The 16,690-nt window shown below is 49.7% G+C and carries 13 protein-coding genes and 2 pseudogenes; 7 read left to right on the top strand and 8 right to left on the bottom strand.

What is annotated here, in order from left to right; all coding sequences use genetic code 11:
• Positions 1-66 precede the first annotated feature (66 nt).
• A complete protein-coding gene (locus PN498_RS05650) occupies positions 67-282 on the bottom strand; it encodes a hypothetical protein (RefSeq protein WP_272061744.1) in 216 nt (71 codons plus the stop codon).
• A 340-nt stretch (positions 283-622) separates the two neighbouring features.
• Here PN498_RS05650 and PN498_RS05645 point away from each other — a divergent pair, with 340 nt between their 5' ends.
• Positions 623-1,306 carry a hypothetical protein gene (locus PN498_RS05645; protein ID WP_272061743.1) on the top strand — a complete coding sequence of 228 codons (684 nt, stop codon included), beginning with the start codon at positions 623-625 and terminating at the stop codon, positions 1,304-1,306.
• Positions 1,307-1,534: 228 nt separating this feature from the next.
• Here PN498_RS05645 and secG read toward each other — a convergent pair whose 3' ends face one another.
• The 3 genes from secG to PN498_RS05630 form a co-directional block, all read right to left on the bottom strand.
• Positions 1,535-1,774 (bottom strand): preprotein translocase subunit SecG, encoded by a 240-nt coding sequence (gene secG / locus PN498_RS05640; protein ID WP_272061742.1) that lies wholly within the window; start codon positions 1,772-1,774, stop codon positions 1,535-1,537.
• A 111-nt stretch (positions 1,775-1,885) separates the two neighbouring features.
• Positions 1,886-3,484, bottom strand: a complete 1,599-nt coding sequence (gpmI, locus tag PN498_RS05635; RefSeq protein ID WP_272061741.1) for a 2,3-bisphosphoglycerate-independent phosphoglycerate mutase — start codon at positions 3,482-3,484, stop codon at positions 1,886-1,888.
• Positions 3,485-3,987: 503 nt separating this feature from the next.
• On the bottom strand, positions 3,988-5,715 hold the full coding sequence (locus tag PN498_RS05630; RefSeq protein WP_272061740.1) for an ABC-F family ATP-binding cassette domain-containing protein: 1,728 nt from the start codon (positions 5,713-5,715) through the stop codon (positions 3,988-3,990).
• 253 nt (positions 5,716-5,968) lie between these two features.
• Here PN498_RS05630 and yidD point away from each other — a divergent pair.
• The 3 genes and pseudogenes from yidD to PN498_RS05615 form a co-directional block, all read left to right on the top strand.
• A pseudogene (gene yidD, locus PN498_RS28470) lies at positions 5,969-6,175 on the top strand (membrane protein insertion efficiency factor YidD); the annotation flags it as partial.
• 238 nt (positions 6,176-6,413) lie between these two features.
• Positions 6,414-6,701, top strand: a complete 288-nt coding sequence (locus PN498_RS05620) for a hypothetical protein (protein ID WP_272061738.1) — start codon at positions 6,414-6,416, stop codon at positions 6,699-6,701.
• A 165-nt stretch (positions 6,702-6,866) separates the two neighbouring features.
• Positions 6,867-7,601 carry a metallophosphoesterase family protein gene (locus PN498_RS05615; protein ID WP_272061737.1) on the top strand — a complete coding sequence of 245 codons (735 nt, stop codon included), beginning with the start codon at positions 6,867-6,869 and terminating at the stop codon, positions 7,599-7,601.
• 58 nt (positions 7,602-7,659) lie between these two features.
• Here the strand turns inward: PN498_RS05615 and PN498_RS05610 are convergent, their stop codons facing one another.
• Positions 7,660-9,702, bottom strand: coding sequence for an ABC1 kinase family protein (locus PN498_RS05610; protein WP_272061736.1), 2,043 nt, complete (start codon positions 9,700-9,702; stop codon positions 7,660-7,662).
• A 495-nt stretch (positions 9,703-10,197) separates the two neighbouring features.
• On the opposite strand from PN498_RS05610, the gene recN reads away from it, so the two are divergent.
• The gene (gene recN, locus PN498_RS05605; protein WP_272061735.1) at positions 10,198-11,961 is read left to right on the top strand and encodes a DNA repair protein RecN; all 1,764 of its coding nucleotides are present in this window, start codon (positions 10,198-10,200) and stop codon (positions 11,959-11,961) included.
• Between the two features lie 120 nt (positions 11,962-12,081).
• Complete coding sequence (locus tag PN498_RS05600; protein ID WP_272061734.1) at positions 12,082-13,686, top strand: cation:proton antiporter; 1,605 nt, start codon at positions 12,082-12,084, stop codon at positions 13,684-13,686.
• Here the strand turns inward: PN498_RS05600 and PN498_RS05595 are convergent.
• The 3 genes from PN498_RS05595 to PN498_RS05585 all read right to left on the bottom strand — a co-directional run bounded on the left by PN498_RS05595 (position 13,671) and on the right by PN498_RS05585 (position 16,314).
• Complete coding sequence (locus tag PN498_RS05595) at positions 13,671-14,795, bottom strand: beta-ketoacyl-ACP synthase (protein WP_272061733.1); 1,125 nt, start codon at positions 14,793-14,795, stop codon at positions 13,671-13,673. The genes PN498_RS05600 and PN498_RS05595 overlap by 16 nt on opposite strands.
• Before the next feature lie 9 nt (positions 14,796-14,804).
• Entirely contained in the window at positions 14,805-15,623 is an 819-nt protein-coding gene (locus PN498_RS05590) for a peptidylprolyl isomerase (RefSeq protein ID WP_272061732.1), read from the bottom strand.
• A 124-nt stretch (positions 15,624-15,747) separates the two neighbouring features.
• Complete coding sequence (locus tag PN498_RS05585; RefSeq protein ID WP_272061731.1) at positions 15,748-16,314, bottom strand: photosystem I assembly protein Ycf4; 567 nt, start codon at positions 16,312-16,314, stop codon at positions 15,748-15,750.
• A 236-nt stretch (positions 16,315-16,550) separates the two neighbouring features.
• Here PN498_RS05585 and PN498_RS05580 point away from each other — a divergent pair.
• Positions 16,551-16,690: pseudogene (locus tag PN498_RS05580) on the top strand (photosystem II D2 protein (photosystem q(a) protein)); the annotation flags it as partial.

Raw genomic sequence — 16,690 nt, 5'->3', positions numbered from 1 at the left:
TCTAAGTTAGTGCGCCCAGTCACATCCGAGTGCTTAGCGCATAGGCAGGTGGCTCGCCATACTGTCCTAACGAAACTGGCGATAGCTATATCTGTAAGCCATACAGAATTTTCGGATTTCTACAGGTCTGCCTTGCATGAAGTAAATGACGAATTGAGTTAGAGCTGTTCTCAAACAGCCGACTGAGTTCATCAGGATAAAGAACGGCAACAAAGGTCTCAACGGTTCTGTCAGTGTCATCCGTAATGAAGCAATGACGGGAGCCTGTTGAGAGTTAGGCATCAGAAATAGAATTTTCAATCTATTTCACATCACTCATGTTTGTCGTTAGTTTACGTGAGTAACCTTCTCTGAAGATCGCCACAACCGTTCTTCCAAGCTTCATGGTCTATAGCTATGGCCTTTGATGGATCAGTAGCTGAGTATCGGCACTGTTCCATTCAGAACGCACAGGGTGGAATCAGATCTCGAAATCTAGTTTCTGGTAGGCGATCGCATACTACTCCTGAAGGTATGCGTTTTTGAGCAAGCTATTTGGCTGCTAGTAGCGCCGAGCATCTTGCCAACAATGACACAGTGAAATTATTCCAATAGTGCTGTCCTACGGCAGAGGGTGAGCCAGATGCAGAAAAAAAATTCCTGGCAATTAATTAGAATCGGTGCGCTTTCCTTGGGCGTTGCTGGAATTTATGGCTGTCCTCAGGCACTAGACGCCGGTGTCTCTCATTCGGCTAAATCTGAGGCAATTACTATTGTGCAGTCACAATCAGGCGGTGTCGCTGATACCGGAACTGATACTGGGATCACAAATTTCTCCAGTCAACCAGTCGCTTACGAAATTTGTGGAGAAAGTCCAGGTTGGCAGCGCACCAGTTTTTCGGAACAGACCACTGCATTATTGAACAACCCTCGGTATGGAGCCGCTCTAGAGGAAGAACCCTTGAGAGGACTGTCGGATAAGTTTTGGAACGGATCGGTGATTACGTTCACCACTTATGGTCTCAGTGCTCGCACCGAACCGATTTTTCTGAGCGGTGTCTGGACGAGCATTGATGCAATGGATGCCTGCTATGAAGGCGATCGCCCAGAAGCCATCAATCAGGGAGTGTTGGCTGAAGTTTGGCTGATCGGTAATGAGATCGATGAGATTGCTTGGACCGGAAGCGAATATGAAGTGACCGTCCGTTCAGCGTCGGAAGGATTACAGTTCGTTCAGTTTGAACGGCTCGAAACGAACGAAACGTTACCGATTAGGGTTGTTTCAGAAGCGGGAACCGAACTGCCTGTTGTCTCTGGCGATTGGTGATGTTGGTTTTGGATCTTAGGTGTTGCTGAATTGGGCAATTACCTCAATTTGTCATTGCTTGAAAGTCTCTATGCTAAGAGACCTCAAGCAATGCCTTTTTCTACGGTAAAACATCCTTAGGAACGGGAACTTATTTAAGTATCAACTTTGAGCTTTGGATTCGCCGATGACTCAATCATTCAAAACTCAAAAGTGAGAACTTAAAATTCATTCCTTCCTTACAGCGCCCTATTGAGGAACCGCTAACCAACCGGCACTAAGAACGACCGTTAGGCCCATAAACAATGCTGTTAATGTCCACGTGACGCGATTTAGAGTGGTCTCTGCGCTTTTTGTGCTGGTGAAGAGTTGAGCTTGTCCCCCCAAAGCACCCAAACCGTCTCCTTTAGGGCTGTGAAGCAGCACCAAGACCGTTAGTCCAACAGCGGAAACAGCCCAAATAATTTTGATGAGGGTGACTACAGTCATCTTTTTCAGTGTCCAGAATTTTAGAGAGAAGGAAGCACAAACTTCCACCAGATACGCTCTGATATCCTAGCGCGTGGACAGAGCAGAGCAAAAGGCTAGAGCGCCAAATTTTCACACGCTAAGTTTAACGGGCGTTCTATTAGGCTTGACATCCATGGGCGCGGGAAGCAGCATTGAGCGTCCAGTCATTTCTGGAGGCTGCGTTAAATTCAAAATATCTAAAATGGTCGGCGCGATGTCAGAGAGGCGACCATCTGAACGGAGATTGGCCTCTGTTGCTTGCCCTGGAATTTTGAGTCGTTCACCCTCAATCAGAATAAACGGAACGGGGTTGGTCGTATGGGCTGTCCACGGCTTGTGGTTTTCGTCCCACATATATTCAGCATTGCCATGATCAGCAGTGATGATAGCCGTTCCTCCCGCTTGTCCGATGCCATCGATAAGTCGTCCAACTTCTGCATCGACGGCTTGTAGAGCCAAAACCGTCGCGTCCATATTGCCCGTATGGCCCACCATATCTGGGTTGGCATAGTTGATCACGATCAGCGAATAAACGCCTTTTTGAATTGCAGCGATCGCAGCATCGGTGACCTGAGTGGCCGACATTGGCGGAGCTTTGTCATAGGTTGGCACCTGAGGACTGGGGATCAGTTCTCGATCTTCGCCATCGAAGGGTTCTTCTAACCCCCCGTTAAAGAAGTAAGTGACATGGGCATACTTCTCGGTCTCTGCTGTGCGAAACTGCTTGAGACCATTTTGAGCAATCACTTCACCCAAAATGTTACTCAAATTTTGTGGAGGAAAGGCTACCTGCACAGGCAGATGAGAGTCGTATTGAGTCATCGTGGCAAACTTGAGGGGTTTGATCTGAGATCGCTCAAAACCTCTGAAATTCGGATCAACAAAGGCTTGTGTCAATTGCCTGGCCCGATCAGGACGGAAATTGAAAAAGATGATCCCATCACCAGATTCGATTGCGCCTGGAGCAATCCGAACCGGCTCGATAAATTCATCTGTAATTTCAGCTGAGTAAGCAGCCTGCATGATCTCGACGGGAGTGCGACCGTCCCCCTCACCATCATTCACCATAACGTCGTAGGCTTTCTGCACGCGATCCCAGCGCCGATCCCGGTCCATCGCATAATAGCGACCGCTCAACGTTACGATGCGGCCAATTTGATGCGCTTCAATAAAATCTTGAATGGCTTGGACAGAACGATAGCCATCTGTCGGTTTAGTATCCCGTCCATCCGTAATCACATGCAGGCAAACCTCTTCAACGTCCTGAGCTTTAGCCATTTCCAGTAAACCCAGGAGATGCTTCAGGTGAGAATGAACACCACCCTCTGAGCACAGACCCACAAGATGGAGCTTCGTCTTTCGATAGCGAACAGTTTGACAAACGTCCAGCATCGCTTCGTTTTCTCGAATGCTGCCGTCCTCAATGGCATCCGAGATGCGAACCAGTTCCTGAGGAACGACTCGACCAGCTCCAATATTGAGATGCCCCACCTCAGAGTTACCCATCTGTCCATCGGGTAGACCTACGTCTTTTCCAGATGTGCGGACTAAGGTTTTGGGATAGGCATGCCAGAGACTATCCATTACAGGCGTCTTGGCAACGGTTACTGCATTGCCATCATTGTCTGCTCGATAACCCCAACCATCCAAGATAATGAGCACCATTGGCGGGATAGGCGCTTGAGTCATTGGCTTTTAGAATTCCTGAAACTAGACAATTGCCGGGGCGATCGCACCATCAATTTTTTTGGTTTCAATTGCACCCTAGCGTAAGAAATGTTGATCAAAAAGAAAATGCTGAGAAACGTTTTTAAGAATCTACGAGCTTTTTCAAGAGCTTATCAGTAATCGCCTCATTTGCAAGTGGATGCAACCTTCCAACGCTGCAATTTTGACTTTCCACGCAGACTAGCACCGTATCAGTCGCTCTGGCTCTCGAAAAATAGTGGCTTCAAGTATTTTTTACAGTGATTCGCTACAGCCATCGCCAGTTCCGTAGGACAAGGCGACGAACCATCAAGCATGCGTTAAGCACCTGGATGCTATTGAGGTCACAAGCCTAGAGGGCCGAAGCCCCATTGATCTTTCTCAATTTCATTCCATTACAGCAAATGTTTTGGAGGTCCACCACTTTCTCCTAAAACTCAAATGAATTGTTGACCTAGGATTGAAATTGTCTAGCGTCTGTAGCTTTAGGTTCGTGCAGCTTTTCGCGATTCTGCCTTCGCTTTCTTCTTCTCTTTCTGTTTTTGGCGCTTTGCAGCCTGTTTCGCAGACCGTTCAGCCTCAGCAGCTTTCCGTTTGGCTGCTTCTTTCTCAGCCTCAAGCTTCTCTAAATAATAGTGATAGTCACCTCGATAAAGCCGCAATTCACCGTCACGGATCTCGACAATCTTATTCGCGACCTGAGAGATAAAGTAGCGATCGTGAGAGACCAAAAGGACGGTTCCATCATACTGACTGAGAGTTGCTTCCAACGTTTCTTTGGCTGGAATGTCCAGATGGTTAGTGGGCTCGTCCAGAATCAGTAGATTAGCGGGCTGGAGCAGCATGGCCGCCATTGCCAGTCGAGCCTTTTCCCCACCACTCAGCGCTTCGACTCTTTTGAACACCATGTCGCCGCTGAACAAGAATTGCCCTAGTAGCGTGCGGACCTGCTCGACTTTCCAGTCGGGCACAATATCTTGTAGGGTATCAAAAACGGTTTTATTCAGGTCGAGCGCCTCAGCTTGGTTCTGCTCAAAATATTTGGGCAAGACATTGTGACGCCCCAAACGAACAGTGCCCTCAGTGGCCTGCTCTCTGCCTAAAATGAGCCGTAAAAGGGTTGATTTACCGCAGCCATTGGGACCGAGAAAAGCAACGCGATCGCCTCGCTCAATTGACAAGTTAGCTCCTAGAAATAGAATCTTGTCCTCATAGCAGTGCGTTAAGTCTTCAATGACAACAACATCCTGTCCGCTTCTGGGGGCAGGTGGAAACTGAAACTTCAGCGTCCGTACATCCGTCTCGGGGGCTTCAATTAGCTCGACTTTGTTCAGTTGTTTTTCCCGACTTTTGGCTTGAGTACTCCGGGTAGCGCTAGCTCGAAAGCGATCAATGTAAGCCTGCTGCTGAGCGATTTCCTTTTGCTGTCGGTCGTAGGCACTCTGTTGAGCCACTCGGGTTTCCGCCTTCTGCTCCAGATATCGGCTGTAGTTGCCCAGATACGTAGTCGAGACACCCCGTTCAGTTTCAATGATTTGGGTACAGAGCCGATCCAGAAACTCACGGTCATGGGAGACAATGACCATCGGCGTGTTGACTCCCTTCAGGTAACTCTCTAGCCACTCAATAGTCTCCAAATCCAGATGGTTGGTAGGCTCGTCCAGCAGCAGCACATCCGGATCCTGTAACAGCACCTTGCCTAACCCCATGCGCATTTGCCAGCCACCACTAAACTCGCTGACCAAGCGATCCCCGTCCGTCGCATCGAAGCCCATTTCGGGCAAAATCTTTTCGATACGGGCATCTAAGCCATAGCCATCTAGCGCTTCAAATTTTCGCTGTTGGCGATCTAATTCGTGGATAAGAGCATCTAATTCATCCGGTCCAGCCGCTTCCATCTGGTGCGGAATTTCGACTAACCGATGGTGAATGGCATTGGCTTCTTTAAAGACTGTCCAAAATTCATCTCGCACAGTGCGCTCATTCTCAACCTCAAATTCCTGATTGAGATAGCCAATGCGTAAACTCGACGGGCGAATGACGTTGCCGCTTGTCGGTTCGACTTCGCCTCGAATGATTTTAAGCTGAGTCGATTTACCTGCTCCGTTCACCCCCACCAAACCGATGCGATCACCAATCTTGACCTCCCAGGTCACGTCTTTAAGCACCTCACCGGTCGGATAAATCTTGCTGATATTTTCCAGGCGTAGCATAGTGGCAATTCTCGTAGGTATCTGGATAGGCGCAGAGAAAATTCTGAAGCGCTTCTACATCAGTGAGCACGCAGAATTGACAGACAATCGTAGCCAAACCGTCACAAAGCACCCTAACAAATGTAACGGAATAATCGCACCTCTTCCTCTTACCAGAAAACTCGTCTTCCGTTACGAAATAACCGCACCGTCTTCTTGCACTAAACGATCAACCTTCTGAGATAGGATCGCTCTATAGCCAGGTTTGTCAGTTATGAAAACGCTTTTGATTTGGGGAATTCGAGGATATCGCCGTCTCGTTTCACCACTGTTTCCTCCAACTTGTCGCTTCACTCCTACCTGTTCGCAATATGCACTTGAAGCCGTGCAACGGTTTGGCGTGATCAAAGGCAGTGCGTTGGCGATACGACGCATTACCCGATGTCATCCTTTTCACCCAGGCGGATACGATCCCGTTCCTCAGTCTATTGATAAAAAGAGGTCAGAAACAACGGCTCAAGAGGCAACTGTTGTCCCTGAAAACCCTGGCGTGACTTCTGATGTCAACACGACATCCTCAGAAAAAATTGGGGAACAATAGGTCTACGGTCATCAAAACGATTAGTTCGTATTCCAGCCTATGAAGCCATTCTTGAACTCGGATTCCTAGTTACCCACACCATTACGAATTTCTCAAAGCTCTTTAACGTGCGATTGCGATGGTCGAATTATTGCTAGCAATAACTGTTTTAGTCGCCATAGGGTGGTGGTGGAAGCAGAGGCGAAAACCGCTTTATCAAGCAAGAACATCGTCTCGTCGTGGTCGTAGATTTGCGTCATCACAAGCTGTTCCAGGACATTTAATGGGTCGCTTAGATCGACTCACTAAAGACCGACGAGTTTCTGAACGGTTAATTGAACGGGTTGAATTTAATCATCCAGAACGCTCAAAGCGATGGTGTATTGAGAAAGCTATCTACGATATTCAGCGCGATCGCCGTGGTTAATTGCGTGGTTTTGTTAAGGAATTCCTGAAGAAAAACCAACCCTAATTATTAGGGGCAAACTTACCTTTGATAATCTTGTTAGTCTGTATAGATAAATCTTTAGGGGTGCCATGCTTAATTTAGTCATTCATCAATGTAGTTCATAACTGTCAAATTTTTTGCCCCATGTCCCGACGTATTTTTGTTGGCGATATTCACGGTCATTATGCTGGCCTGATGACGCTGCTTGAAAAAATTGCACTCAATACTGACGATCAGCTCTACTTCGTAGGGGATTTGATTGATCGGGGTCCTCAAAGTGCAGAAGTCGTGGACTATGTCATTACTCATCAGCATCCCTGTGTACTAGGCAACCACGAGCAGTTACTCTTAGATGCCTTTGCGGATGACGTGCTATCTGGCCAAGCGCTACATGCCTGGCTCTACAGCGGTGGGCAGTCAACCTTGTCTAGCTATAACGACGATGCGGACTTGTTGATGACTCACATTGAGTGGCTCAGGTCACTGCCGCTCTATAGAGACCTCGGCGATATTTGGCTAGTTCATGCGGGGATCAATCCATCACTGAGTCTGGCTGACCAAAGCATTGAAGAATACTGTTGGATTCGAGATACCTTTCACAACGCTCCTCAGCCTTATTTTCAGGACAAATTGATCGTGACGGGGCACACGATCACATTCACCTTTCCAGACATCAAACCGGGTCAGATTGTGTCAGGTCCGGGATGGCTTGACATTGACACGGGAGCCTATCATCCCAAAAGTGGCTGGCTGACAGGGGTAGATATTGATAATGAGCTAGTTCACCAAGTTAACGTGTTTGAATCGACCCATCGGGTGCGATCGCTAGAAGAAGCCTGTAGTCCTTTTTCAGGAGGAAGAAGGCGCATGATGGCATGAGCACAGCGAGCTTGAATTGCTCGTTCCGTGATGTCATTCCGCGATCGCTCTCCAAACCCTAACGGGTATAGGCAGCTGGCGCAATTTCAGGCGTGGGCTGAGAATTCGCCAGTAAAACGTCTCGAATAAACCGGGCTGCGGCTCGCTGCGTTAGGTTGCCAACAATACGCTGACCCATATCGCGGGTCTCAGGCTTAATTAGCACTTGCGGTAAACGACGTGCTAAGACGGAAGCGTCAAACCCTTCGTTTTGACGAAGAATATCAACAATTCGCAGAATGCGATCTAAGTTGCTGTCTTTTGGAACTGCTGATGTTGACAGTGAACTGGTGTAAGTTGTGCTGTCGTCCCAGCCTAGACGCTGTCTGACAGTCGTCTGAACCGTCTGCACAACGTTTTGCCCTAGACGATCAAGTTCTTTAGCCACCTCGTCAGCAATGCGATCGCGGATAAATTCTCCCCGCTCAGAGAACAAGAAATCAACCGTCTGATTGATCACCTTCTCCATGTCGTAGTCGTCACTGTCGCTAGCGTTTCTGAGCAAGTTTTCTAATCGGTTCCAACGAAAATCACCGTCCTTGAACAGAAGATCTTGCAGAGATGAACGGAGCTGAGGTGAGGGATCCGTCAGCAGTCGCTTGGCGACATAGGGATAAGCTTTGCTCAAGACCTTGAAGTCGGGATCAACGTTGATGGCAATTCCTTCGAGGGTGACCAGCGATCGGATAATTAGTGCGTAGTATGCTGGCACCCGGAAAGGATACTCGTACATTAGCGCTGAGAACTCATCCGTAATGCTTTTAAAGTTCAATTCCGCAACGCTAGCCCCTAAGGCATTGCTAAAGACCTCGGTAAGGGCAGGGATGATGGGCGTCAGGTCAGTATCTGGTGTCAAAAACTCAAGTTTGACATAGTCACTGGCTAACCCCTCGAAGTCACGGTTGACCATATGCACGACAGCTTCGATCAGTCCGTAGCGTTGATAGGGTTTAACCTGACTCATCATGCCAAAGTCTAGATAGGCTAACTTGCCATCAGGCGTTGCCAAGAGGTTACCCGGATGGGGATCGGCGTGGAAGAAACCATGCTCCAGGAGCTGACGGAGGGAACACTGCACACCTACATCAATGAGGTGAGTTGCATCAATCCCCTGCTGGGCCAGTTCATTGAGTTGAGTCAGCTTGGTGCCATCAATCCACTCCATCGTTAATACGCGGCGAGCCGTGTAGTTGGGGTAGATGCTGGGAACATAGATATCTTTCAGATGCCCATACAGTTCAGCAAAGCGTACTGCATTTGCCGCCTCATGGGTGTAGTCCATCTCTTCAAAAATGCGGGCGCCAAACTCGTCCATGATGGCAACCAAGTCGCTGCGAATGCGAGAGATGTTGGCAGTTGCCCACTGAGCCAGTCGCCGCAGAATGTAAATATCTAGCGTGATTCGCTGAGCTAGTCCAGGACGCTGAACCTTGACGGCAACCGTTTCACCTGTCTTCAAACGCCCTTTGTAAACTTGCCCCAAAGAAGCCGCTGCAACCGGATTTGGGGACAAATCAGCATAGATGTCAGTAGGGGAAGCACCCAGTTCCTCCTCGATATAGCGAAAGGCAACGTCATTAGGAAAGGCCGGGAGCTGATCCTGAAGACGAGTTAACTCATCTAAGTAAACAGGCGGCACTAGATCGGGACGGGTGGAGAGGGCTTGCCCAATCTTGATGTAAGCAGGGCCTAAATCTGTCAGCAGTTTGCGTAGCCGAATGGCCTGTCGTCGTTGAGTTCGCTCTGAAACAACACCACGGCGATTCCAAAGCACTCTAGTGAAGAAAGTGATAAAGGGCCAGATAATCATCGCCAAACGGGCTACGACCCTAAAAGGCCTGCGTCCGTAATGGGCGTTGATCGCATCGGGATCGTAAGCAAACTCTTCAAAGGGGTCAAAGGTGCGAGATGCTTCTGGCTTTCTCAACTCCTTCTGAACAGCTGCAACTGCGATCGCATTAGCGTTCGGATCAACCGTTTCAGCGATCGCATTAGCGTTCGGATCAACCGTTTCAACTTCAGGTTTAGTCAATGGGTCAGGTGATTGGGTTAGTTGAGTCACCACAGCCTCGCGTCAGAATTTACCTTTCTTAACCATTGTAATGAGTCTAGGCCAGAAAGATGGGGCGGAAAACCCGTCATTTCTTTAAGATGGTTCATCCGTACTTTTGTGCGGTAGCTTAAAGGGAGTGCAGTAAACGTTTCAATAAAGAGAAATAGGAGTGAAATTCTATCAGCCGTGAGGTACCCAATCGTTTCGTGTCATAGTGTTTTTGGAAACAGCTAGACGAGCGTTTTTCCCGTGATTCATAGCTTTGGTCATCTAGGCTGTTGCACCCAACAGCATTCGAGTGTTTAGCCCACAGCCTGATGGCTCGCCGTCTGGTCCTGACGGAACTGGTGACGGCTATACTTCACGATGCTTCTGTTGCTATCCCAGTCTGTAAAGATAGAGAAAGGCTGAGAAAAATTCCTTTCTTTGGCAGATTCGTGGTCATTGGCTCTTTAATAAGAGTTTTACCAAGTTAGATTTTTATGCACTCGTGAATCACTGTCTATGCTGGTTGCTCTGAAGATTGAAAACTTTGCTCTGATCGACAATCTCACGCTAGATTTCGAGGCTGGCCTGAATGTGCTCACGGGGGAAACAGGCGCTGGAAAATCGATCCTCCTAGATGCGCTAGATGTAGTCTTGGGCGGGCGAGTCAGCCAACGCATGATTCGAGCTGGAGAAAAGCGCGGCCTGATCGAGGCAACCTTCAAGATTACGGAGCGAACGCGGACTTGGCTTAAGGAGCATGACGTTCCTATGGAGGGCGATCGCCTCATCTGTGTGCGTGAACTGACCGCTGGTAAAAATACGGTTCGCAGTCGCTCTCGCCTAAATGAAGCCTCGGTTAATAAGCCTCAGGTGGAAGCCTTGCGGCTGCATCTGATTGAAATCACCGCTCAGGGACAGACACTACAAGTAGGTGATCCCCAAATGCAGCTTTACTGGCTAGACGGTATTGGAGGACAGCCCCTAGCCAAACAGCGACAGCTTGTGGCCGAAAAGCATCAGTCGATGACGGATGCCAAAACGGCTCTGGAGCGACGAAAACGAGCAGAACAGCAGCGCCAGGAACAGCTTGATCTATTCGATTATCAGTGGAAAGAACTCAGCGCTGTAGGTCTGGAAGATCCTGAGGAACTTGCCCAGCTAGAACAAGAGCAGCAGCGCCTTAGTCATGCAGTTGAACTTCAGCAGCAAAGCTATCAAACCTATCAGCTGCTCTATGAAAGCGATCAAGACAATGCAGCCTGTGCTGACTTGCTGGGAAAAGCCGTCCAAACCCTGGAAGATATGCAGCAGTACGACAATACGGTTGAGCCCATTTTAGACATGGTGAACGATGCGCTCGCTCAGGTCGAAGAGGCTGGACGACAGATGAATGCCTATGGGGAAGATGTTGAAACGGATCCCCAACGATTACAGGATGTGCAAGCGCGGATTAGCCAGCTTAAGCAGCTCACTCGCAAGTATGGCAAGTCCCTGGCTGATCTAATCGACTACGTTCAAGAAATTCAAGCCTCTCTAGAACTCCTCAATGGCGAAGGCCAGTCTATTGAAGTGCTGGAAGCAGAATATGAGAAAGCCGTCGCGAAGCTGGACAAAGACTGTCAGACGCTGACCGATCTGCGTAAACAGGCTGCCAAGCAGCTAGAAGATAGTTTGATCAAAGAACTTAAACCCTTGGCAATGGACCGAGTGCAGTTTCAGGTCAGTTTGACCCCGATCGCCCCCACACCCGCAGGCGCTGACAAAATTCAGTTCCTCTTTAGCCCTAATCCTGGAGAGCCGTTGCAGCCCCTGGCAGAAACTGCTTCTGGGGGAGAAATGAGCCGCTTTCTCTTGGCGCTCAAGGCTTGCCTGACTCAGCTGGATATCGTGAACACACTCGTGTTTGACGAGGTTGATGTCGGTGTGTCGGGCCGAGTAGCCCAAGCGATCGCAGAAAAGCTCTATCAGCTAGGGCGATCGCAGCAGGTCCTGTGTGTTACTCACCAGCCGATGGTAGCTGCTATGGCAGATGCCCACTTCCGAGTTGGCAAAGAAGTTATTGAACAGACCAAAACGACGTCTGGCAGAAAGCGCAAGCCCAAACCGGCTGACAGTCATGATGGAGCCGATCAGGTCAGAACGGTTGTCCGAGTAGTGCCCTTAGATGAAGACATGCGCCGAGATGAGTTGGCCCAGTTGGCTGGGGGACAGACCCATCAAGAGGCCCTTTCTTTTGCTGATTCTCTTCTGAAACAAGCTAAAGGACTTCGTCAAAGTTAAGTCTAGCTCTCTAGGAAGTGTGTCAGTAGCGCAAGTAACATACGCTCTTTGACCCATTTTTCCCTAAAAGCTTTAAGGTAATGTTCTGAATGGCTCCGTTTTCCTTGAATTGCGTTACCTATGCACTTTCCACTGCTGCTCACTGAAACTGCGATCGAAGATCCCTTGATTGAAGAAGGGTTACGCAGGTTCTTATTGGTATTATCGGTCTCCCTCGGTGTTGCAACGCTCTCCAGAGCACTCAGCTGGCTTCGCAACATTCCCTACACGCTACTGCTGCTATTGGTGGGTCTGGGACTGGCAACCATTGATGTTCGACTCATCAATCTTTCTCCAGAGCTGATCCTCTTTATTTTCTTGCCACCTCTGCTATTCGAAGCGGCATGGAATATCAAGTGGTCCAATTTGAAGAATGACTGGCTCCCGATTGGGCTATTTGCCGTAGTGGGCGTAGTCATCTGTGTCGGAGGTTTGTTTTTAGGACTACAGCAGTTTGCTGGAGCTTCCTTAGCAACCGCGCTATTAGTAGGGGCAGGACTATCGGCAACCGATCCGGTATCAGTGGTGGCACTGTTTCGAGAACTTGGCGTTGACAAACGGCTAACGACGTTAATGGAAGGGGAAAGTCTCTTCAATGATGGCGTGGCGGTTGTTGCTTACAACTTGCTGTTAGGGATTGCTTTAGGGGTTGAACAGTTCGACATTCCTGTGACGGTTTCCCGCTTCCTGGTGTTTGTGGGGATCGGGGTCAGCATTGGTAGCCTGATTGGATTCGGCATTTCTTACTTGACTCAACGCTTCGATCTGCCGTTGGTAGAACAGTCGCTCACCCTAGTTTCCGCTTACGGAACTTATCTGGTGGCGGAGCAGTTAGGGGGCTCCGGTGTAATTGCCGTGGTGACAACGGGACTCATTCTAGGCAACTTTGGCTCTCGCATTGGCATGAGTCCTCGCACACGCCTTTCCGTTTCTGAGTTCTGGGACTTCGTTGCGTTTTTTGTGAACTCAATTGTGTTCCTATTGATTGGGGATCAAGTCATCTTTGACGGTCTGATCGACAATATTGGTACCATTCTCATCGCCATTTTAGTGATGAGTCTGGCTCGGGCTGTCAGCATCTTTGGCCTGAGCAACATCAGCAACTGGTGGGATGACTCAGACATTACCTGGCAGAATCAGATTGTTCTTTGGTGGGGCGGTCTGCGAGGGTCGGTATCGGTGGCGCTGGCGTTGAGCGTGCCGGAATCGCTGCCAGAACGAGAGGACATTATCGCCATTATTTTCGGCGTCATGCTGTTCACACTCCTTGTACAAGGCTTAACAACAAAGCCCCTTTTACAGTCTCTAGATTTATTAGGCGATCAGCCGCTGCGGCAGAATTTTATTCAGCAGATTGCTCGACGAGTTGCGCTATCCCGCGTGCTGGACGAGTTAAACGACGTGAAGGACAACAAAACGGTTGATGAGGAATACTGCAACTATCAGATTGCCTTAGTAGAAGGCCAGCTGGAAGAGATCCAAGAAGACATGAGAGTCCAGCAGCGGGACAATCCCGAGCTGTCAGAAATATTAATTAGTCGCTTGAATGAAAGTTTAGTTGCGATCGAAGCCGACACCTACGCTCAATTCATCAGAGCTGGCTATTTGAAAGAGGAGATCACCCCGCTGCTGGAATCGCTGCTGGAAGGAGAGGGGGGTGAAAAGGAAAGTCAGACTTCGGTATAGCCAAAAGCAATCACTGCGTTTTGTCCTCCAAACCCAAAGCCAAAGCACAGCGCATTGGTGAAGTGAGATGGGTAGGCCTGTCTGACGAAGTTCAGCTCAAAGGCAGGCGTTTTGAGGCCGACACAGGGCGGAAGAATCTGATTTTTCAGGGCTAGCAGACAGACAGCCGCCCCGATCACGCCTGAGGCTCCCAAGGTGTGCCCTGTCGCCCCTTTTGTTCCTGTTACCGATATATCAGGGGAAAACGTTGACTGAATGAGGGTCGATTCGTAGGCATCATTCAGTCGGGTTCCAGTTCCATGGGCGTGAATGAAGCTAATATCGTCTGGCGTCAAATCACTCTGGGCTAGGCAGGTGCGAATGGCAGCCAAGCCTCCCTCATAGCTGGCGTTATCGGGAGCACTGATATGGTTGGCATCGGCAGTCAGACCCACTCCCAGAACCTCGCCGTATACGTTTGCCGATCGCACTTCAGCAGAGGCTTGAGATTCCAGCAAGAGGACTGCTGCCCCCTCTCCGAGCACTAAGCCCTCTCGCTGTTCATCAAAGGGATAACAGCCCGTTTGTGCCAGTGCCCGCATTTGCTCAAAGCCAGCGATTGTTAGGGGCGTAATAGCAGCTTCTCCGGCTCCAACTAAGACTTGATCGCATTGTCCAGAGCGGACAAGGCTGGCTCCTTGAGCGATCGCCCAGAGTCCCGTCGCACAGGCAGCTGTGGGAGCCAACACTGGACCCTGGCTACCCACCTGGCGAGCAATTGCGATCGCTGCCATGTGGGGTAGACTCGATAGCCAGCCCTCAATAGCTCCGTCAACTAGGCCTTTTTCCCACTGGGCTTGGTGTCCGCGACTGCTGCCCAACACCACACCGCACTCAGGCAAGTTCATCGACAGGCCAGCATCTTGAACGGCTTGGCGAGTTGCCTGCAATAGCAAATCGTCCAAATGGCTAGGCTGTTTGCCAATCATAGCCATCGGACGAGGCGACAACGATTGAAAAGGTTGGCGCAGAGCGATCGCGCTCTCCCCTCCTAGCAATCGCTGCCAAATGTTCTCAGTGTTCGTCCCCAAAGCTGACACCAGCCCGATGCCAGTCACCACTACTGTCATTCGAAGTTTCTATTCAGGTTGGTTCAGATTTTCAATACCTGAGACCACCGTTGCCGATTCAATCATGTCTCCTGCTTCAATACTGTCCACAACATCCATGCCTTCAGTGACATAGCCGAACACGGCATAGCTACCGTCTAGGGAGGGGAGATCAGACAGGGCAATGTAGAACTGCGAAGAGGCCGAGTTGGGTTGAGGCGATCGCGCCATCGCAACGGCTCCCCGAGTGTGGCGCAGTGCAGGAGGCTGCAATATTCCCGATTCCTGAAAAACTTCACCGTAGATGGGCTCATCTGCGTTGGCAGGCTGAATTTCTAGAGGAATTGAACGTTCCTGCTGGGTGTCTGGATCGACAAAGCCACCTGTTCCCAGACGTTCTAGCGGTACATCGGGATCCGTGCTGTTGGGATCACCACCCTGAACCACAAACGGATAAGGAAATTTAGGCGGTTTCTCAACCCGATGAAACAGAACGCCGTCATAAACTCCTCGCTGCACAAGATCCACAAAGTTACCCGCTGTCACAGGAGCTTGCGAGCCATCCAGCTCCATCACCACGACGTCCCCATTGATCTGCATCTCGACGGTTGCTGTACCATCCAGTGTCGGCAAGCCTGTAATGGGGCCAGTAGACACCGCATCAGACTCGGTAGGACTCTCTGCTTCCTCAGAGGCTGCTTCTGGCATCTCCTCTATCACTGCTGTCTCATCAGGAGCGGCTTCCGGTGAAACATCCCCTGCCGTATCGCCGCCTGTACAAGCAGAAGCGCTCAGCAGCAAGAATACTAAGCAGAGCATCCAGCTCCAGTGTCGAAACTGAATCATCATAAGGTTCTCTCTCATCACAAAGGCTACTCATTCTGGCACATTCTTAAAGATCAGGTGTCAGAGTGATAGCCGAAAGAAAAAACAGAAGGCCGCTGATTTGCCTAGCTTGAGCTAAACCTGACGCCTACAACCCCTCAAGGGGCACCTGTAAGAAACGAGCTAGCTCTGCACCTTGATTCTCCAACTCCGACAGCGGCAGCGGTTGCCCTACGCGGGTGAGGGGAATATCAGTACGGCCCTTAATCCGGAGATACAGTGCCCGCTTGGGGTTGATGCCTTCACGAATGTCAACCCGAACGGCCTGAACCTTGTCGAGTGGATGCTCAATTTCAATTTTGCGATTTTTGCCGAAAAAGCCGGAGCGGGAGATACGGACTTTGCCCGTCTCTTTATTAAATTCGTTGTAACCACCCCCAACATCTAGGGTAATAATCACCCACAAGTAGCTTGCCAGTAGGATGCCAGCGACTCCATAGAATCCCATGGCTACCCCCTGAGGGATGAAAATCAAAGAAGTCGGATCGGCAAAAGGGAGTAGGTTGATGTGCAGATAACTTGAGAGACTCGCCAGAAAGAAACCTGTTGCTCCGAGGGTCACAACCGTTGCCCACCAGTAGTTACTGAGACGTCGTGCACCCAAGACAGGGTACCGAAGAACATCGTTCATATTGGCTTTTATGGATGCAGTCATTGCCTGAGAGTTTAAGTATCAGATTGTAAAATTTTGGATCTCTCCCTATCATAATTAGAAACCTGCATTTCCTAGCTTGCGCTTTAGGGCGCTGTTTAGGAGGTACCGATAGGGATTAACTCTAGTTAAGCAGAGTTATGCGCTCCCTGTTGGTGCGATCGCAGCTTTGCAATAAACATGCAAAGTCTTGCATGCTAGACATGCTGGATTTCTAGCTATAGATAAGAGGGTTTGATATGACCATAGCAATGGGACGAGCGCAAGCCCAGCGAGGATGGTTCGACGTCCTCGATGACTGGCTAAAGCGCGACCGATTCGTCTTCATCGGCTGGTCTGGTCTGCTGCTGTTCCCCTGCGCCTACATGGCAATCGGGGG

Source organism: Oscillatoria sp. CS-180, assembly GCF_028330965.1.
In the GTDB taxonomy this organism is placed as follows: domain Bacteria; phylum Cyanobacteriota; class Cyanobacteriia; order Phormidesmidales; family Phormidesmidaceae; genus Halomicronema.
This window is presented reverse-complemented; position numbering and strand designations above follow the sequence as displayed.

What these genes read in the sequence shown, in the direction of transcription:
- PN498_RS05585 (WP_272061731.1), bottom strand. Translation starts at nt 16,314, where the DNA reads ATGACTGCATCCATAAAAGCCAATATGAACGATGTTCTTCGGTACCCT.
- PN498_RS05590 (WP_272061732.1), bottom strand. Translation starts at nt 15,623, where the DNA reads ATGATGATTCAGTTTCGACACTGGAGCTGGATGCTCTGCTTAGTATTC.
- PN498_RS05620 (WP_272061738.1), top strand. Translation starts at nt 6,414, where the DNA reads ATGGTCGAATTATTGCTAGCAATAACTGTTTTAGTCGCCATAGGGTGG.
- gpmI (WP_272061741.1), bottom strand. Translation starts at nt 3,484, where the DNA reads ATGACTCAAGCGCCTATCCCGCCAATGGTGCTCATTATCTTGGATGGT.
- PN498_RS05650 (WP_272061744.1), bottom strand. Translation starts at nt 282, where the DNA reads ATGCCTAACTCTCAACAGGCTCCCGTCATTGCTTCATTACGGATGACA.
- PN498_RS05645 (WP_272061743.1), top strand. Translation starts at nt 623, where the DNA reads ATGCAGAAAAAAAATTCCTGGCAATTAATTAGAATCGGTGCGCTTTCC.
- PN498_RS05600 (WP_272061734.1), top strand. Translation starts at nt 12,082, where the DNA reads ATGCACTTTCCACTGCTGCTCACTGAAACTGCGATCGAAGATCCCTTG.
- recN (WP_272061735.1), top strand. Translation starts at nt 10,198, where the DNA reads ATGCTGGTTGCTCTGAAGATTGAAAACTTTGCTCTGATCGACAATCTC.
- PN498_RS05630 (WP_272061740.1), bottom strand. Translation starts at nt 5,715, where the DNA reads ATGCTACGCCTGGAAAATATCAGCAAGATTTATCCGACCGGTGAGGTG.
- PN498_RS05595 (WP_272061733.1), bottom strand. Translation starts at nt 14,795, where the DNA reads ATGACAGTAGTGGTGACTGGCATCGGGCTGGTGTCAGCTTTGGGGACG.
- PN498_RS05615 (WP_272061737.1), top strand. Translation starts at nt 6,867, where the DNA reads ATGTCCCGACGTATTTTTGTTGGCGATATTCACGGTCATTATGCTGGC.
- secG (WP_272061742.1), bottom strand. Translation starts at nt 1,774, where the DNA reads ATGACTGTAGTCACCCTCATCAAAATTATTTGGGCTGTTTCCGCTGTT.